We start from the raw sequence: 16,850 nt of genomic DNA, 5'->3' as shown, positions 1-16,850 counted from the left end.
GCGGGGCCCGAAGGGTTTTCGACGAGCGGCCGGTCCGGCTCCGCTCAGGCGGGGTACGGCACCGGCCGCGGTGTCGGCCGGCAGCCCGACGGCGGGAGACCGCGACGGACGGCGCCGTGAGCTGACGCCTCCGGCCCGGCGTCGCTGGACACGGGAGCCTCCTCGGCGGGCGCCGGTGCGACCTGCGGTGCCTGCTGCTCGGCCGCGGCCTGCGCGGCGGCCTCCTCGGCGGCCTGCTGCTCGGCGGCCTCCCGGGCGGCCTCCTCGGCGGCGTGCCGTTCGGCGGCCTCCCGGGCGGCCCGCTGCTCCTCGGCGGCGAGGCGGTCGTACTCGGCCTGGAACTGGGCGACCTGCCGGTCCAGGTCGGCCCGCTGGGCGGTGACCCGGTCGAGCAGCGTCTCGGCCTCGGCCTCGGTCCGCTCGGCCGCGGTGCGTGCGGCGGCGGCTGCGTCGGTGGCCTGCTGGGCGACGCCGAGGACGCCGTTGGTGTGGTCGGCGATCGCCTGCAGCGTGCCGACCCGGTCGAGCAGCTCGTCCGGCGAGTCGCTGGTGAGCATCGCCGAGAGGGTGGTGAGTCGGTCGCCGGTCCAGGCGCTGCGGGCGACGCTGCGGACCTGCTCGCGCGCCGCGGCGAGCGCGGCCTCGGCGGCGGCGACGTCCTCGGTGGCCTGGGCCGCGGCCTCCTGGGTGGCGCGCAGCTGCTCGCGGGCCTCGTTGAAGCGCTCGGTGACCACCTCGAGGTCGTGGGCGCGGGCGGCGACGAGCGCCGCGGCCTCCCGGGAGGTGGCCGGGTCCTCGGGGCTGGCGGATGCGGGGAGGGTCGTCAGGGTGAGGCCGCCGGCGGCGACCATGCCCACCAGGATGCGACCCACCGTGCGGCGGGCAGGGGTGTGCGAACTCGCCATGGAGGCGGGTCTGTCCTCTCTTCCACGGCCGCCTACCGAGTTAGCTGACGGGTTCGGGCGGGAAGGCGCCCGGCGCCCGCGACCCGGTGGGCCGTGGAGCGCTTCACCCCGGTGCTGCGGTGGGTCCCCGGTCCCCGAGCCGGCGAGACGGCCGGCTCGGAGTTCGGCGGCGTCCGCCCGGTTGCCACGGGAGTGGCGGGACGACCCGGTCGGACCGGCGTCACGCTAGGGCCGTGACCGGGTCGTGACAAACCTGGGGGCGGGCGGGAAGCCGCACCGCCCAGACACCCCGGGCAGACATGACTCAGCGTGACGACACCGCCCGAGAACGTCCCGCGGCGGCGTCGCGCACGCCGCCGGCGGCTGAGGGTGCGCTGTAGATGGCGCCGCGTCACCATGGGTTCGCCGGCTCCCGGGCGTCCATGCCGCGCCACCGCCGCAACGAGGAGGTACCCGTGATCGAACGACCGCCGGCCGGTCCGGGAACGGGGCCGGGCAGGATCGGCGTGCCCCCGCCGGTCCCGACGACCGGCCGGTCCGTGGTGGTCTTCGCCGACCCCGACGTGGACGGGGTGGCCGTGCTGCGCCGGCTCGCCGGGCTCTCGGAGGTCGTCGACTCCCGGGACGTCGAACCGGCGGACGTCGACGCGCGGGAGCTGCGGCAGGCGGAGGCGATCGTCTTCCCCCGGCTCGGTCTGGCCGTGGCCGCCCTCGACCCGCACCGGCTGGCGGAGGTCGACTCGGTGGTCGCCGTCACGCCGGAGCTGGTCCACCACGTGCTCCCGGAGGTCCCCGACGGCTACCTGGCCGGGTACCGGGACGCCATCGACGACCTCACCGGGCGGCTGCTCGGGACGACCGGGGACGGGGCAGTGCCGGGCGCGCCCGTGTACACCGACACCCCGCTGTTCACCTGGGGCCTGCAGGCCACCGAGGTGGTCACCTCCCCGCGCGCGGGCCGCGGGATCCGGGTCGCCGTCCTCGACACCGGCTTCGACGCCACGCACCCCGACCTGGCCGGGCGGGCGGTGACGGCGACCTCGTTCGTCCCCGGCGAGTCCCCTCAGGACGGGCACGGACACGGCACGCACTGCGTGGGCACCGCGTGCGGCCCCCGTACCCCGGAGGGGGCGCGCGGCTACGGCGTCGCGTCCGAGGCGGAGGTCTTCGTCGGGAAGGTGCTCGGCGACGAGGGCTCGGGCACCGACGCCCAGATCCTCGCCGGCATCGCCTGGGCGCTGAGCAACGAGTGCCAGGTCATCTCCCTGTCGCTGGGCGCCGACACCCCGGAGCCCAGCCCGGCCTACACGGCCGCGGGTCGCCGGGCGCTGGACCGCGGCTCGCTCATCGTCGCGGCGGCGGGCAACAACGCCGACCGGCGCCAGGGGAACGTGGGGTTCGTCGGCGCCCCGGCGAACAGCCCGGACGTGCTGGCCGTCGGCGCGCTGGACCAGGCCCTCGAGGCCGCCTGGTTCTCCGCCCGCAGCACCGCCGCCCCGGGTGGACAGGTCGACCTGGCCGCGCCCGGGGTCGACGTCTTCTCGTCCTGGCCGATGCCGACCCGGTACAACACCATCAGCGGAACGAGCATGGCGACCCCGCACGTCGCCGGCCTGGCCGCGCTGTGGACGGAGGAGACCGGTCTGCGCGGGCGGGACCTGTGGTGGGCGCTCACCCAGGCGGGTCGGCGGCTGACCGCCCCGTCGGTCGACGTGGGGTCGGGGCTGCCCGTCGCACCCCCGTGACCCCGCGCCGCAGTGACGGTTCCGCCGCAGGGGGGCCGCCCGCGGCTACGGTGCAGGGGTGACCGCTGTGATCGTCACCGTCGACGACGCGCACCTCGGCCGCGTCGGCGCGGTGGCCGAGACCTTGCGCGAGCACGGCCTCCAGGTGGACCAGGTGCTCGACGAGGTCGGCGTGATCGCCGGGCGGATCCCCGCCGGACGGCCGCTGACCGCGCTGCGGGTCGACGGGGTGGCCGCGGTGGAGGAGGCCCGCCGCGTCCGGCTGCCACCGCCGGACGCGCCGGTCCAGTAGCCGGTCAGCCGGCGTCGGTGGCGGCCAGGCCGGCGTGCCGCTCGCGGAGCTCCCGCTTGAGGATCTTGCCGCTCGGGTTCTTCGGCAGCCCGTCGGCCAGGACGACGTACTTCGGCCGCTTGTAGCCGGCCAGCCGCTCCCGGGCGTGGGCCTGCACGTCCGCGGGCGTCAGCGTTCCCCCCGGCCTCGGGACGACCACCGCGGTCACGGCCTCGATCCAGTGCGGGTGGCGAATGCCGAAGACGGCGACCTCGGCGACGCCGTCGAGCTCGTAGATCGCCTCCTCGATCTCCCGGCTGGCGACGTTCTCCCCGCCGGTCTTGATCATGTCCTTCTTGCGGTCGACGACCGAGAGGTAGCCGTCGGCGGTCATGACCCCGAGGTCGCCGGAGTGGAACCAGCCGTCCCGGAACGCCTCCGCGGTCTTCTCCTCGTCGGCGTAGTAGCCGAGCGCGGCGTGCGGGCTGCGGTGCACGATCTCGCCGACCTGCCCCGGCGGGACCGGGGAGCCGTCGTCGTCGACCAGCATCGTCTCCACGTTGAGCGCCGCCCGGCCGGCCGAGCCGGCCCGCTCCAGCTGCTCGCCCGGGCGCAGGATCGTGGCCAGCGGCGCCATCTCCGTCTGCCCGTAGAAGTTCCACAGCGCGACGTCGGGCAGCCGGCGCTGCAGCTCGCGCAGCACCTCGACCGGCATGGCGGAGGCGCCGTAGTAGCCCTTGCGGAGGCTGGACAGGTCGGTGGTGTCGAAGTCCGGGTGCCGGAGCAGCGAGATCCACACCGTCGGCGGGCAGAAGAGCTTGGTGACCCGCTCCCGGGCGATGGCCGCCAGCAGCGCCGCCGGATCCGGGCCGGGGAGGATCACGCTGGTCGCGCCGAGGTAGACGTCGACGGAGAAGAAGCAGTCCAGCTGCGCGCAGTGGTACATCGGCAGCGAGTGCAGCTCGACGTCGTCGGCGCTCATCTCCCCGTCGATCGCGCAGCTGACGTACTGGCTGACCAGCGAGCGGCTGGAGAGCATCACGCCCTTGGGCCGCGACTCGGTCCCCGACGTGTACATCAGCCGGAGCGGGTCGTCGTCGGCGACGAGCACGTCGGGCAGGGTGTCCGGGCCCTTCCGCCACCAGGGATCGACGTCCTCCCAGCCGGCGGCCGGCGCGGCGCCGGACAGCGGGATCCAGCCGCGCAGCCCGTCGGCGACCCCGGCGGCGGTGAGCGCCTGCTCCGCGGTGGGGGCGAGGACGTCCTCGGCGACCATCGCCCGCGCACCGGAGTGCCGGAGGATGTAGGCGATCTCCGCAGGCCCCAGCATGAAGTTGACCGGCACCAGCACCACGCCGAGCCGGGCGGTGGCGAACGCCAGGACCGCGTACTGCCAGCAGTTGTGCGACAGCAGCGCCAGCCGGTCGCCCTTCGCCAGGCCCCGGTCGGCCAGGGCGTGTGCCGTGCGGTTCACCGCTGCGTCGAACTCCGCGTAGGTGACCCGCAGCTCCCCGGCGACGACGGCGAGCTTGCCGGGGTACCGGCGGGCGGTGCGGTGCAGCAGGTCGCCGACGGCGTGCCGGCGGGCGCGGGTGATCGCGGCGGTGGTGGTGGGGCTGAAGCCGGAATCCATGGAGTGACCGGACCTCTCGCGGGCGACGGGGACGGCGTCAGCTTGCCTGCCCGCCTGACCGGGGAGAACCCCCGCACCGCGCCGGCCGGCCGGGTCGGCGGCCGGGACCGGTGCGCCGCCGCGTTCGCAACCCGGTTGTCCCGGCGGGCGGGCGCCGCCAGAGTGGGCCCGTGCACCCCCCGGGCCCCGGCACCGAGCCCCCGACCGGCTCCTTCCGCGTGGTGCACGAGGACGGCGGCCCGGTGCTGCACCTGCACGGCGACGTGGACGAGCCGCTGGTGCGGCGGATGCGGGCGGCGGGGCTGCCCGAGGGCGAGCTCGTGGCGGTGCAGGTGGCCGCGGTCGGCTACATCGACTCGACCGGGTTGTCGCTGCTGGTGCGGTGGGCCCAGCAGGCCGCGCGGGACGGCCGGCCGGCCGTTCTCCGCGCCGCCTCGCCGCGGTTCTGCAAGGTCCTCGACCTGGCCGGCATCTCGGTGCTGTTCGTGCTGGAGGACGACGGGCACCGCTGACCGGCCCGCACGCCCGCGGGGCCTACAGTCCGCGGGAGCGGCCCGCCGGGGCCGGGGAAGGTGGGCCAGCGTGAACCGACCGCCGGCGATCGCGTTGCTGGGGCTGGGGGAGGCCGGGGCGGAGATCGCCCGTGACCTGGTCGCCGCGGGCGCCGACGTCCGGGGCTACGACCCGCGGATGGCCCCGCCGCCCGGGGTGCTGCCGCGGCCGGACGAGGCCGCCGCGGTGGCCGGCGCCGACCTGGTGCTCAGCGTGAACAGCGCCGCCGATGCGCCGGTCGCGCTGCGCAACGCTCTCCCGGGCCTGCGGCCGGGCACCGTGTGGGCCGACCTGAACACGGCGGCGCCGAGCGTCAAACGGGGCCTCGCGGAGGCCGTCGCCGGCCGGGACGTGCCGGTGGCCGACGTGGCACTGCTGGCCACGGTCCCCGGGAAGGGGCTGCGCACGCCGATGCTCGTCTCCGGCGACGGCGCCCGCCGGTACGCGCAGGTGCTGGCCGGCTTCGGGGTGACCGTGGACCTGCTCGACGGCCCGCCGGGGGCGGCGATCTCCCGCAAGCTGCTGCGCAGCGTCTTCTGGAAGGGCATGGCCGCCGCCGTCGTGGAGGCGATGGAGGGCGCGGAGGCGGCCGGGGTGGCCGACTGGCTGCGCAGCGACATCGGCGCGGAGCTGGACCGCTTCGCCGCCGCCGACGTCGACGCGTTCGTCGCCGGCTCGCGGCGGCACGCCCGCCGCCGTGCCGCGGAGATGGGCGCCGCCGCCGAGCAGCTGCGCGACCTCGGTGTGCCGGCGCGGGTGGCCGCGGCCGCCCGGGACCAGCTCGCCGCCCTCGCCGAGGGACCCGCCGGGCCCACCGGCTGAGCCGGCGCCCGCGCCTCTCGCCGAGTGATCACGGACCGCCGCCGTCCGCCGGGGCCGGCCCGGCGAGGGTCGCTCCGGCGCCGTGTCGCCATGTCGACGTGTCGCGCCTTCGTCATGTCGTCATAACGTATCGTCGGTCGCGACCCGGCCCACGATTCCAGGGAGCAGCCGGTGCGCATCGGCATCCTGACCGGCGGGGGCGACTGCCCCGGCCTCAACGCCGTCATCCGCTCGGTCGTCCGCACCGCGACGACCCAGTACGGCAGCTCGGTGATCGGCTTCCGCGACGGCTGGCACGGGCTGCTCGAGGACCGGACGACGCCGCTGGACGTCGCCGCCGTCGACGGTCTGCTCACCCGCGGCGGGACGACGCTCGGCTCGGCCCGCGTCGCGCCCGCGAAGCTGCACGCGGGCCTGGACACCATGAAGGAGGTGCTCGCCGCGCACGGGGTCGACGTGCTGGTCCCGATCGGCGGCGAGGGCACGCTCACCGCGGCCCACCTGCTGTCGGAGGCCGGCGTCCCGGTGGTCGGCATCCCCAAGACCATCGACAACGACATCGACGGCACCGACCTGACCTTCGGCTTCGACACCGCGGTCAGCATCGCCACGGAGATGATCGACCGGCTGCACACCACCGCCGAGTCGCACCAGCGGGTGCTGCTGGTGGAGGTGATGGGCCGGCACGCCGGCTGGATCGCCCTGCACGCGGGCCTCGCCGCCGGCGCCCACCTCACGCTGGTGCCCGAGGAGCCGTTCGACGTCGACGAGGTCGTCCGGATCGTCTGCGAGCGCTTCTCCCGGGGCGACTCGCACGTCATCGGGGTGGTCGCCGAGGGCGCCGCCCCGCTGCCCGGTCAGATGCCGCTGCGCGACGGCGGCGTCGACGAGTTCGGCCACCGCCGCTTCACCGGCGTCGCGCAGCAGCTCGGCGCCGAGCTCGAGCGGCGCACCGGCAAGGAGGTGCGGGCGACCGTGCTCGGCCACGTCCAGCGCGGCGGCACCCCGACGTCCTTCGACCGGGTGCTGGCCACCCGCTTCGGCCTGCACGCCACCATCGCGGCGCACGACGGCAAGGTCGGGCAGATGGTCGCGCTGCGCGGCACGGAGATCGAGCTGGTGCCGCTGGCCGCCGCGGTCGCGCGGCTGAAGACGGTGACGCCCTCCCGGCTGGCCGAGACCGGCGCCTTCACCGGTTGACCCGCACCCGTTCGCACGGCGCTGCAGGCGGCGGTTCCACCACGCGCGCCGCCGCCGGACCCGGGCCGGCTCGGTAGCGTCCGAGGCCCGACCGACCGACCGACGACGGGAGACGCCCGTGCCCGAGACGACCGTCCCCGGCGGTGCGAGCGTCCCGCAACTGCGGGCCCACCTGGCCGTTCCGCCGGTCGGCGAGGGGCCGTGGCCGGGAGTCGTGGTCGTCCACGCGGCGTTCGGGCTGACCGACGACACCCGCCAGCAGGCCGACCGGCTGGCCGCCGCCGGCTACCTCGCCGTCGCCCCCGACCTGTTCAGCGCCGGTGGGGCGGCGCGCTGCCTGCGGCGCACCTTCGGCGACCTGCTGCGCCAGGGAGGCCCGGCATTCGGCGACCTCGAGGCGACCCGCCGCTGGCTGGGCGACCGGCCGGACTGCACCGGGCGGGTCGGCGTCCTCGGCTTCTGCATGGGCGGCGGCTTCGCGCTGCTGGGCGCCACCCGCGGCTTCGACGTCGCCGCGCCCAACTACGGGATGCTGCCGAGGGACGCCGAGCGGGTGCTGGCCGGTGCGTGTCCGGTCGTGGCCGGCTACGGCAGGCGCGACCGGGCCCTCCGCGGGGCGGCGCAGCGGCTGGAGCGCGTGCTGACCGAGCACGGCGTGCCGCACGACGTCCGCGAGTACCCCGATGCCGGGCACTCGTTCATGAACCGGCACAACAGCGGGCCGTTCGCCGTCCTCGAGCAGGTGGCCGGCCTCGGCTACCACCACCCGTCGGCCGAGGACGCCTGGGCGCGCATCCTGCGCTTCTTCGAGATCCACCTGCGCGCCGGCTGACGAAGGACTCTGCCTCCGCCACTCGCCAGCCCGCGGCGTGGCCCCCTCCCGGGCACCGCCCCGAGCTCGCGAGGGGTGGGGAGGAAGGGGATCCTCTCTCAGCGCGGCCGAGTGCGGCGACCGGGGCGGCCGCCGTCGCCGGCATCCCGGCCGCACCGAGTGCGACGAACTCGTGGCCATCAGCGGCTGATCGCCACGAGTTCGTCGCACTCGCGCGAGCGGCCGCGCCGCGGCCGGAGCGGGCACACTGGGCGCCGGGGACAGGAGGTCGGCATGGACACGGTGCGGCTCACCGGGCAGGACTTCACGACGGCGACGCGGGCCGACGGGATCGTGCTGGTCGACTTCCGCACGGCCCGGTCGGGTTCGAGCCGGGCGTTCGCCGCGGTGTTCGACGCCGCCGCCGAGCGGCATCCGGACCTGCGCTTCGCCACGGTCGACCTCGACGCCGAGCCCGCGCTGGCCGCCGCCGTGGGGGTGCGGCGGGCGCCCAGCCTCATGGTGTTCCGGGACGGCGTGCTCGTGTTCGCCGAGCCGGGCTGGCTGCCCGCGGACTCGGTGGACGTGCTCATCGCCACCGTCCGCGAGCTGGACATGCGGGCCGTCCGCGAGCAGTTCCCCGAGCCGATCGGCTGACCCGGTCCGTCCTGCGGACCGCGCGGGCCGGGCGCAGGATCGAGGAAGACCGAGGGCGCGCACCCGGCGCCTCCCCAGACCCTGCGGAGGTGCCCGTGGCGGCCCGGCCCGACGTCGACCGGACCGCGCGGGACGAGGACTACCAGCCGGACCCGCGGCGCTGGCGGGCGCTCTCGGTCACTCTCGTCGTCGGCTTCATGAGCCTGCTCGACGTCAGCATCGTGTCGGTCGCGCTGCCGACGCTGCAGCGCGACCTCGGGGCCACCCCGGCGACCGTCCAGTGGGTCGTCTCCGGGTACGCGCTGACCTTCGCGCTGGCGCTGGTCCCCGCCGGCCGGCTCGGCGACGCCCTCGGCCGGCGCCGGCTGTTCCTCGTCGGCCTGGCCGGCTTCGTGCTGTGCAGCGCGGCGGCCGGCGCGGCACCGACCGTGGGCCTGCTCATCGCCGCCCGGCTGGCGCAGGGGCTGGCCGCCGGGTGCCTGGCCCCGCAGAACTCCGGCCTGATCCAGCAGCTGTTCCGCGGTGCCGAGCGGGGCCGGGCGTTCGGCCTGTTCGGCGCGGTCGTCGGCGTCTCCACCGCGGTGGGGCCGATCGTCGGCGGGCTGCTGCTGCAGGTGGCCGACTGGCGGTGGATCTTCTACGTCAACGTGCCGATCGGCGTGGTCGCCTTCGCCCTCGCCTGGCGCCTGCTGCCGCGCGGGAGGACGGGCCGGCGCGGGCGGATGGACCTCGGCGGAGTGCTGCTGCTCGGCGTCGGGGCGCTCGCGCTCCTGTTCCCGCTGGTGCGGGCCGAGGCCGGTGGGTTGCGCCGGTTGTGGTGGCTCTTCCCGGTCGGGGTGCTGGTGATGGCCGGCTTCGTCGCCTGGGAGCAGCGGCTGGTGCGGCGCGGCGGGGAGCCGGTGTTCGACCCGCGGCTGGTGACGCGGACCCGCGGCTACGGGCTCGGCGCGGCGCTGGGCACCGCCTACTTCGTCGGCTTCAGCGGTATCTGGCTGGTGTTCGCGCTGTTCTTCCAGACCGGCCTGGGGCTCACCCCGCTGCAGTCGGGGCTGGCGGTGACGCCGTTCGCGCTGGGCGCGGCGGCGGCGGCGGTGGTGGCCGGGCGGCTGGTCGAGCGCTACGGGCGGGCGGTGACGGTGGTCGGCCTGGTGGGCGTGCTGGCCGGACTGGGCGCGACGATCGCCGTCCTGCTGCTCGTGCCGGCCGGCGCCGTCCCCTGGGCGGTGGCGCCCGCGCTGCTGGTGGGCGGTCTCGGCGGTGGATGCGTCATCTCGCCGAACATCACGATGACGCTGCGCGACGTCCCGGTCCGGATGGCCGGTGCGGCCGGGGGCGGGCTGCAGACCGCGCAGCGCTTCGGAGCGGTCATCGGGACGGCGGCGCTGCCCGGCCTCTTCTACGTCGTCCTCGGGGCCACCGATCAGGACTTCCCGACCGCGGCGGCCGCCGGGCTCGGCCTCGCCGTCGCGGGGATCGCGGCGGCGCTCGTGCTCGCCGTCGTCGACCTGCGCCGTACCCGGCGGGAGGAGGCCGCGGAGGAGCCGGACCCCGACGCGGTGCACGTCCACGGGCACCCCGCCCACCACTGACGGCCGTCCCGGGGACGACGAGGGGTGCCCGGCCCTCGATCGGGCCGGGCACCCCCGGGACCGGTCGCTGCGGGATCGGCGCAGCGAGGGGGTCAGCGCAGCGAGGCCTGGGCGAGCTCGCGCTGCGCGTCGTCGGCGTCCCGCTGGCCCGGGCCGGCGTTGGTCGCCGAGGCCGGCAGGTCGGCGTCGAGCGAACCGCCGTGGCCGTCGTCGAGCATCGTGGCCTCGTCGAACGGGATGCGGCCGGACAGCGCCCCGGACAGCTGCTCGCGGTCGATCTCCTTCGTCCAGGTGGCGACCAGCACGGTGGCCACCGCGTTCCCGGCGAAGTTGGTCAGCGCCCGCGCCTCGGACATGAAGCGGTCGATGCCGACGATCAGGCCGACGCCCTCGAGCAGGTCCGGCCGGTGCGCCGCGAGGCCGCCGGCCAGCGTGGCCAGGCCCGCCCCGGTGACACCGGCGGCGCCCTTGGAGGCGACGATCATGAACAGCAGCAGGCCGACCTGCTCGCCGATCGACAGCGGGTCGCCCAGCGCCTGGGCGATGAACAGCGAGGCCATCGTCAGGTAGATGGCGGTGCCGTCGAGGTTGAACGAGTACCCGGTCGGGACGACGATGCCCGCGACCGGCTGGCTCACGCCGGCGTGCTCCATCTTGGCGATCAGCCGGGGCAGCGCGGTCTCCGACGACGAGGTCGAGACGATGAGCAGGAACTCGCGGCCCAGGTACCGCAGCAGCGTGAAGATGTTGACCCCGGCGACCAGTCGCAGCAGCAGGCCGAGGATGACGAACACGAAGACGACGCAGGTGGCGTAGAAGCCCAGCATGATCACCGCGAGGCTCTTCAGGGCGTCGACGCCGGTCTCGCCCACGACGGCGGCGATCGCGCCGAAGGCCCCGATCGGGGCGACCCACATGATCATCGCGAGGATGCGGAAGACCAGCTTCTGGAAGTAACCGATGGCGTTGAGGATCGGCGCGCCGGAGCGGCCCATCGCCTGGATCGCGAAGCCCGTCAGCAGGGCGACCAGCAGCGCCTGCAGCACCGAGCCGTCGGTCAGGGCCGACACCAGCGTGGTCGGGATGATGCCGAGCACGAAGTCCGTCGTCCCGCCGGCCTCCTCGGCCTCGCCGGCCAGGTCGGCGCCCTCGCCGCGCAGCTCGTCGGAGAGCGCCAGCCCGTCCCCGGGGTCGAGGACGTTGCCGACGACCAGGCCGATCGCCAGCGCGATCGTCGACATGAGCAGGAAGTAGCCGAGCGCCAGCCCGCCGATGCGGCCGACCTTGGCCGCCTGCCGGATGGCCCCGATGCCCAGCACGATCGTGCAGAAGATCACCGGCGCGATGAGCATCTTGATCAGCCCGACGAACGCCGTGCCGAGCCACTTGAGCTCGACGGCGAGGTCCGGGAAGAGGAAGCCCACCGCGATGCCGGCGAGCACCGCGCCGATCACCGCGATGTACAGCCAGTGGGTGCGGTCCCGCCGCGTCGCGGGTGGCGGCTGGTCGGCGACGGTGCCTGAGGCCATGACAGCTCCTGGGGTCAGGGAGGGGGATGCCGGCCCGAGGGGGCCGTCGCCGTCACGGTGCGGGGTGCCGGTGACCGTCGTCACGCATTCGTTCATTGCGTACACGCGGGCGCAGCGGGCGGGCGCACCGGGCACACTCGCGGACGTGCGCGTGCCCGCCTCCCTCCGGCACCGCCGCCGCGACGAGGCGAGCCTCGCCCGGCGGCTGCTGCTGCTCCAGGCCCTGGTGGTGGCCGCCGTCGTCCTGACCATGACCGCCGTCGCCTACTCCGACGCCCGGCAGGCGGTCCGGGAGGCGGCCGAGGAGGAGACCACCGCGATCGTGGCCAGCCTGGTCGACTCGCCGCTGGTGCTGGAGGCGGTCACCGGCCCCGACCCGACCGCGGTGCTGCAGTCCTACGTGGAGCAGGTGCGCGCCGACACCGGGACGTCGTTCATCACCGTCCTCGCGCCGGACCGGACCCGGTACACCCATCCCGACCCCGCAGAGATCGGCCGGCCGTTCATCGGCACGGTCGGCCCGGCGCTGGACGGCGAGACTTTCACCGAGACCTACACCGGCACCCTCGGCCCGTCGGTCCGCGCGACCGGCCCGGTGCTCGACGCCGACGGCGACGTGGTGGCCGTCGTCTCGGCCGGGGTCACCGTCGAGGCGATCGGGAAGGATCTCGCCGCCGCCGTCCCCGGCATCCTCGGCACGGCGGCGGCCACGCTCGCCGTGGGGGCGCTGGGCAGCGCGGCGCTCTCCCGGCGGCTGCGGCGGCAGACCCACGGGCTCTCCCCGGGCCAGCTCGCGCGGATGGTCGACTACCACCACGCGGTCCTGCACGCCGTCCGCGAGGGACTGCTCCTGGTGGACGACGAGCAGCGGGTCCAGCTGGTCAACGACGAGGCCCGGCGCCTGCTGGGGCTGGCCGGCGACCCGACCGGCCGGCACGTCGGCGAGCTGGGCCTGCCGCCGGAGCTCACCGCGACGCTCGGCCAGCAGCGCACCGCCGTCGACGAGGTGCACGTGACCGGTGCGCGGGTGCTGGTCGTCAACCAGGCGCCGCCGCGGCCCGGGGGCCGCTCGGCCGGCGCGGTGGTGACCCTGCGCGACCACACCGACCTCCAGGCGCTGACCGGCGAGCTGGACAGCGTCCGCTCCTTCGCGGAGTCGCTGCGCGCGCAGGCGCACGAGGCGGCCAACCGGCTGCACACCACCGTCTCCCTCGTCGAGCTCGGCCGCACCCAGGACGCGATCGACTTCGCCACCGCCCAGCTTGCGTCGGCCCAGCGGCTGACCGACCGGGTGGTCGACGCCGTCGGCGACCCGGTGCTGGCGGCGCTGCTGCTCGGCAAGGCCGCGACCGCCCACGAGCGCGGCGTGCTGCTGGAGGTCGACCCGGCGACCGCGGTGGGGGAGACGGGCATCCCGGGCGGCGACCTGGTGACGGTCGTCGGCAACCTGCTGGACAACGCGATCGACGCGGCGCTGGCCGGGGACCCGCCGCGGGAGGTCCAGTTCGCCGCGGAGGTCGCCGGCGGGCGGCTGCAGTTCCGGGTCGAGGACACCGGACCGGGCGTGCGGGAGGAGGACCTGCCGCGGCTGTTCGAGCGGGGCTGGACCACCAAGGAGACCGCCGGCGCCCCCTCCGGGCTCGGCCGCGGGCTGGGCCTGGCGCTGGTCGCCCAGGCGGTCGCCCGGCACGACGGCACGCTGACCGTCCGGCCCGGCCCGGGCGCGCTGTTCACGGTGTCCCTGCCCGTCGGCGTGCCGGCCCTGCGCCCGGACGTGGCGGCCGCCCGGTGATCCGCGTCCTCGTCGTCGAGGACGAATCGGTCGCCGCCGAGGCCCACCGCGCCTACGTCGACCGGACGCCGGGCTTCACCACCGCCGCGGTGGCGGGCACCGGAGCGGCGGCCCTCGACGCGCTCGCCCGGCTGCCGGTCGACCTGGTGCTGCTCGACATGAACCTGCCCGACGCGCACGGCATCGACCTCTGCCGCCGGATCCGGGGCGCCGGCGCGCAGGTCGACGTCCTGGCCGTCACCTCGGCGCGGGAGCTGGCCACGGTGCGCGCCGCCGCCGCGCACGGTGTCGTCGGTTACCTGCTCAAGCCGTTCACCTACCCGGCGCTGCGCGACCGGCTGACCGCCTACGCCGAGTACCGCGCGCGGCTGCACGCCGGTGGGGACGCCGCCGGGCAGGAGGACGTCGACCGCGTGCTCGGCGGCGTGCGCCCGAGGCGGCCGGCGCCGCTGCCCAAGGGGATGGGACGGGAGACCCTCGACGCCGTCGTCGCCGCCGTCCGCACCGCCGGTGGCGGGCTGTCGGCCGCCGAGACCGCCGAGCTGATCGGCGCCTCGCGGATCACCGCCCGTCGTTACCTCGAGTACCTCGCCGACACCGGCCTGGTCGATCGGGCGCCGCGCTACGGCGGCACCGGCCGCCCCGAGCTGGGGTACCGCTGGCGCCCCGCCTCACGGTGACGGTGAGGTCGTCGAAGGTCGTCGCGCTATGCCACCCGGCGCTGGGAGGGGCGGCCGGCCACCAGGGCGACCAGCAGCCCGGCCGCGACCGCGCCGGCGGCGTTGAGCGCGGTGTCGACCGGGGACACCACCCTCCCCAGCGGCAGCGCCCACTGCAGCAGCTCGATGCCGGCACCGGCCGTCGACGCCAGGGCGCCGAGCCGTAGCGGCGTGCCCAGCCGCGGCCAGCGCAGCACGGCCAGGACGGCGAGCGGGGCGAGCAGCAGCAGGTTGCCCACCAGTTGCAGCACCGTCGCCTCCGAGTCCAGCCCGGTGGCGTACCAGCGCAGCTCGGTCAGGGGTGCGCCCACTCCCAGCCGGAGCCGCCGGTCGGGGTGAGGGTCAGCAGCACCACCGCGAGGGCGGCGAGCAGCAGGGCGGCGTCCAGTCCGGTGCGGCGGTCGGCGTCCATGCCCCCACGGTGCCCCGCCCGCCCGGGCAGAGCCTGCGAACAGCCTGGACGCAGGCTGGGAGCCGCTCTCTTCCGCGCCGGGCCGGCGGCGACCGGCGCGAGGTGGGCCGCGGTGGGCACCTAGGCTCCGCCCGTGCCGCTGTTCTCCTTCGAAGGCCGCGCTCCCTCCGTGCACCCGGAGGCGTGGATCGCACCGACCGCCACGCTGGTGGGGGACGTCGTCGTCGAGGCCGGGGCGTCGGTCTGGTACGGCGCGCTGCTGCGCGCCGACTTCGGCCGCATCGTGGTGCGCGCCGGCGCCAACGTGCAGGACAACTCGGTGCTGCACGGCGGCGCCGACCCGGAGACCGAGATCGGGCCGGGCGCGACGGTGGGCCACCTGTGCGTGGTGCACGGCGCGGTGGTCGGCGCCGAGGCGTTGATCGGCAACGGCAGCACCGTGCAGGACGGCGCCCGCATCGGCGCCCGCGCGCTCGTCGGGGCGCACAGCCTCGTCCCGCCGCGGGCGCAGATCCCCGACGGCGTGCTGGCCCTGGGGGCGCCGGCCACGGTGCGGGGACCGCTCGGCGCGGGTGCTGCGCGCTGGGTCGACGGCAACCCGGCGATCTACCAGGAGCTGGCCCGTCGGCACGCGGCGGGCATCGAGCGGGTCGACGGGGGATGACGGTCCGCGAGCTCGTCGTCCTGGGTACCGCGAGCCAGGCGCCCACCCGCACCCGCAACCACAACGGCTACCTGCTGCGCTGGGACGGCGAGGGGTTCCTGTTCGACCCCGGCGAGGGCACCCAGCGGCAGCTGCTGCTCGCCGGCGTGCCCAGCAGCGCGGTCACCCGGATCTGCCTGACCCACTTCCACGGCGACCACTGCCTCGGCGTGCCCGGCGTGGTGCAGCGGATGTCGCTGGACCGGGTCGCCCACTCCGTGCACGCGCACTTCCCGGCGTCCGGGAGCGAGTACTTCGGCCGGCTGCGGGGCGCGTCGGTGTTCTCCGACGTGCTGGACCTGCGCGAGGAGCCGCTGACCGCCGACGGGCCGGTGGCGTCCGGCCCGTCGTGGACGCTGGAGGCCCGCCGGCTCGACCACCTCGTCGAGGCGTTCGGCTACCGGCTGGTCGAGCCCGACGGCCGCCGGATGCTGCCCGAGGCGCTGGCCGCCGCCGGGGTGGCCGGGCCGGACGTGGGCCGGCTGCAGCGGGACGGGGCGCTGGACGTCGGTGGGCGCACCGTGCGGCTGGCGGAGGTCAGCGTGCCGCGGCCGGGACAGCGGGTCGCATTCGTCATGGACACCCGGCTCTGCGACGCGGTCTGGGCGCTGGCCGACGGGGCGGACCTGCTGGTCGTCGAGTCGACCTTCCTCGAGGAGGACGCCGCGCTGGCCCGCGGGTACGGCCACCTCACCGCCCGCCAGGCGGCGGCGGTGGCGGCCGACTGCGGCGTGCGGCGGCTGGTGCTCACGCACTTCTCGCAGCGCTACCCCGACCCCGAGCGCTACCGGGAGGAGGCGGCCGCGGTGTTCGACGGCGACCTCGTCGTGGCGGCCGACCTGCAGACGGTGCCGGTCCCGCGGCGTCGGCCGTGAGCGGAGCTCAGCGCAGCTCGCCGGAGCCGTAGTCCCCGAACGGCACCGTGGCGACGGCGCTGATCGGGACCTCGGCGAGCGCCCGGCCGGTCGCGTCGAGGGTCCGGACGTCCCGCGCTCCCGCCGGCAGGAGGGCGACCGCGCCGCCGTCGCGAAGCGGGAGGGTGGTCAGCACGCCGCCCCGCTCGTCGAGGACGGCGCCGGCCGTGGCCGCGGCCGGCGCGGTGACGACCAGCCAGCGGCCCTGGTCGGAGGGCTCGGTCTCGGGGGAGGAGAGGTCGCAGACGCGCGCCACGACCAGCCCGGCCACGTCCGTCGTCCCCGGGGGCGTGTGCACGCCGCACGGAACGGCCCGGCCGGCGCCGGTGGGCCCGAGCTGCCCGGCCCACGTGGTCACGACCAGCCCGCCGCCGGGGCTGCGGGCCACGACGACGGCGGCGGTGCCCGGGACGTCGGCCATCGGCAGGGTCCCCGACCAGAGCAGCTGCGGTTCCAGCGCGGCCGGCTCCGCGCCCAGGGGGACGGCGATCTCGGTGAGGGCCTCGGCGACCAGCCGCGGTGCGGGACCGGTGGCGGCCGGCCGCAGCGGGTCCAGCGGCGGGACGTCCGCGGCCCGCGCCGGGAGCGCGAGATCG

The 16,850-nt window shown here is 76.4% G+C and carries 17 protein-coding genes and 1 riboswitch; of the genes, 12 read left to right on the top strand and 5 right to left on the bottom strand.

Annotated elements, in window-relative coordinates; translation table 11 throughout:
* Positions 1-44: 44 nt before the first annotated feature.
* Positions 45-905 carry an NlpC/P60 family protein gene (locus E4P41_RS18330; protein ID WP_135142689.1) on the bottom strand — a complete coding sequence of 287 codons (861 nt, stop codon included), beginning with the start codon at positions 903-905 and terminating at the stop codon, positions 45-47.
* Positions 906-919: 14 nt separating this feature from the next.
* A riboswitch (cyclic di-AMP (ydaO/yuaA leader) is annotated at positions 920-1,068 on the bottom strand.
* Positions 1,069-1,360: 292 nt separating this feature from the next.
* Here E4P41_RS18330 and E4P41_RS18325 point away from each other — a divergent pair.
* A complete protein-coding gene (locus tag E4P41_RS18325) occupies positions 1,361-2,650 on the top strand; it encodes a S8 family serine peptidase (protein WP_245177466.1) in 1,290 nt (429 codons plus the stop codon).
* Positions 2,651-2,708: 58 nt separating this feature from the next.
* Entirely contained in the window at positions 2,709-2,942 is a 234-nt protein-coding gene (locus tag E4P41_RS18320) for a hypothetical protein (protein ID WP_135142687.1), read from the top strand.
* Between the two features lie 4 nt (positions 2,943-2,946).
* Here E4P41_RS18320 and E4P41_RS18315 read toward each other — a convergent pair whose 3' ends face one another.
* Positions 2,947-4,554, bottom strand: coding sequence for an acyl-CoA synthetase (locus E4P41_RS18315; RefSeq protein WP_135142686.1), 1,608 nt, complete (start codon positions 4,552-4,554; stop codon positions 2,947-2,949).
* A 170-nt stretch (positions 4,555-4,724) separates the two neighbouring features.
* Between E4P41_RS18315 and E4P41_RS18310 the strand changes: the two genes are divergently transcribed.
* The 6 genes from E4P41_RS18310 (at position 4,725) to E4P41_RS18285 (ending at position 10,185) form a co-directional block, all read left to right on the top strand.
* The gene (locus tag E4P41_RS18310) at positions 4,725-5,066 is read left to right on the top strand and encodes an STAS domain-containing protein (protein ID WP_135142685.1); all 342 of its coding nucleotides are present in this window, start codon (positions 4,725-4,727) and stop codon (positions 5,064-5,066) included.
* Between the two features lie 70 nt (positions 5,067-5,136).
* Positions 5,137-5,928, top strand: coding sequence for a DUF1932 domain-containing protein (locus tag E4P41_RS18305; RefSeq protein WP_135142684.1), 792 nt, complete (start codon positions 5,137-5,139; stop codon positions 5,926-5,928).
* Positions 5,929-6,099: 171 nt separating this feature from the next.
* On the top strand, positions 6,100-7,128 hold the full coding sequence (locus E4P41_RS18300; RefSeq protein WP_135142683.1) for an ATP-dependent 6-phosphofructokinase: 1,029 nt from the start codon (positions 6,100-6,102) through the stop codon (positions 7,126-7,128).
* 118 nt (positions 7,129-7,246) lie between these two features.
* Complete coding sequence (locus E4P41_RS18295; protein ID WP_135142682.1) at positions 7,247-7,960, top strand: dienelactone hydrolase family protein; 714 nt, start codon at positions 7,247-7,249, stop codon at positions 7,958-7,960.
* A 273-nt stretch (positions 7,961-8,233) separates the two neighbouring features.
* Positions 8,234-8,596, top strand: a complete 363-nt coding sequence (locus E4P41_RS18290; RefSeq protein WP_135142681.1) for a thioredoxin family protein — start codon at positions 8,234-8,236, stop codon at positions 8,594-8,596.
* Positions 8,597-8,685: 89 nt separating this feature from the next.
* Complete coding sequence (locus E4P41_RS18285) at positions 8,686-10,185, top strand: MFS transporter (RefSeq protein WP_245177465.1); 1,500 nt, start codon at positions 8,686-8,688, stop codon at positions 10,183-10,185.
* A gap of 92 nt (positions 10,186-10,277) precedes the next feature.
* Here the strand turns inward: E4P41_RS18285 and E4P41_RS18280 are convergent, their stop codons facing one another.
* Positions 10,278-11,714 (bottom strand): cation:dicarboxylase symporter family transporter, encoded by a 1,437-nt coding sequence (locus E4P41_RS18280; RefSeq protein WP_135142680.1) that lies wholly within the window; start codon positions 11,712-11,714, stop codon positions 10,278-10,280.
* Positions 11,715-11,859: 145 nt separating this feature from the next.
* Between E4P41_RS18280 and E4P41_RS18275 the strand changes: the two genes are divergently transcribed.
* Both E4P41_RS18275 and E4P41_RS18270 read left to right on the top strand, forming a co-directional pair.
* Positions 11,860-13,506 carry a sensor histidine kinase gene (locus E4P41_RS18275; protein ID WP_135142679.1) on the top strand — a complete coding sequence of 549 codons (1,647 nt, stop codon included), beginning with the start codon at positions 11,860-11,862 and terminating at the stop codon, positions 13,504-13,506.
* Complete coding sequence (locus E4P41_RS18270) at positions 13,503-14,186, top strand: response regulator (protein WP_135142678.1); 684 nt, start codon at positions 13,503-13,505, stop codon at positions 14,184-14,186. The genes E4P41_RS18275 and E4P41_RS18270 overlap by 4 nt, the downstream gene beginning before the upstream one ends.
* Positions 14,187-14,212: 26 nt before the next feature.
* Here E4P41_RS18270 and E4P41_RS18265 read toward each other — a convergent pair whose 3' ends face one another.
* Positions 14,213-14,536, bottom strand: a complete 324-nt coding sequence (locus E4P41_RS18265; RefSeq protein ID WP_245177464.1) for a VanZ family protein — start codon at positions 14,534-14,536, stop codon at positions 14,213-14,215.
* Positions 14,537-14,770: 234 nt separating this feature from the next.
* On the opposite strand from E4P41_RS18265, the gene E4P41_RS18260 reads away from it, so the two are divergent.
* On the top strand, positions 14,771-15,301 hold the full coding sequence (locus tag E4P41_RS18260; protein ID WP_135142677.1) for a gamma carbonic anhydrase family protein: 531 nt from the start codon (positions 14,771-14,773) through the stop codon (positions 15,299-15,301).
* Entirely contained in the window at positions 15,298-16,215 is a 918-nt protein-coding gene (locus tag E4P41_RS18255; protein WP_135142676.1) for a ribonuclease Z, read from the top strand. The genes E4P41_RS18260 and E4P41_RS18255 overlap by 4 nt, the downstream gene beginning before the upstream one ends.
* A 7-nt stretch (positions 16,216-16,222) precedes the next feature.
* Here the strand turns inward: E4P41_RS18255 and E4P41_RS22335 are convergent.
* A partial coding sequence (locus E4P41_RS22335) for a hypothetical protein (protein WP_209307789.1) occupies positions 16,223-16,850 on the bottom strand: 628 nt, incomplete at its 5' end.

The sequence above is a fragment of the Geodermatophilus sp. DF01-2 genome, assembly GCF_004571065.1.
GTDB lineage: Bacteria > Actinomycetota > Actinomycetes > Mycobacteriales > Geodermatophilaceae > Geodermatophilus.
Note: the sequence above shows the minus strand (reverse complement) of the source record. Positions and strands in the feature narration are given on the sequence as shown.

Excerpts from the sequence above, each read along its gene's own strand:
- E4P41_RS18330 (WP_135142689.1), bottom strand. The coding sequence starts at position 905 with ATGGCGAGTTCGCACACCCCTGCCCGCCGCACGGTGGGTCGCATCCTG.
- E4P41_RS18315 (WP_135142686.1), bottom strand. The coding sequence starts at position 4,554 with ATGGATTCCGGCTTCAGCCCCACCACCACCGCCGCGATCACCCGCGCC.
- E4P41_RS18290 (WP_135142681.1), top strand. The coding sequence starts at position 8,234 with ATGGACACGGTGCGGCTCACCGGGCAGGACTTCACGACGGCGACGCGG.
- E4P41_RS18280 (WP_135142680.1), bottom strand. The coding sequence starts at position 11,714 with ATGGCCTCAGGCACCGTCGCCGACCAGCCGCCACCCGCGACGCGGCGG.
- E4P41_RS18255 (WP_135142676.1), top strand. The coding sequence starts at position 15,298 with ATGACGGTCCGCGAGCTCGTCGTCCTGGGTACCGCGAGCCAGGCGCCC.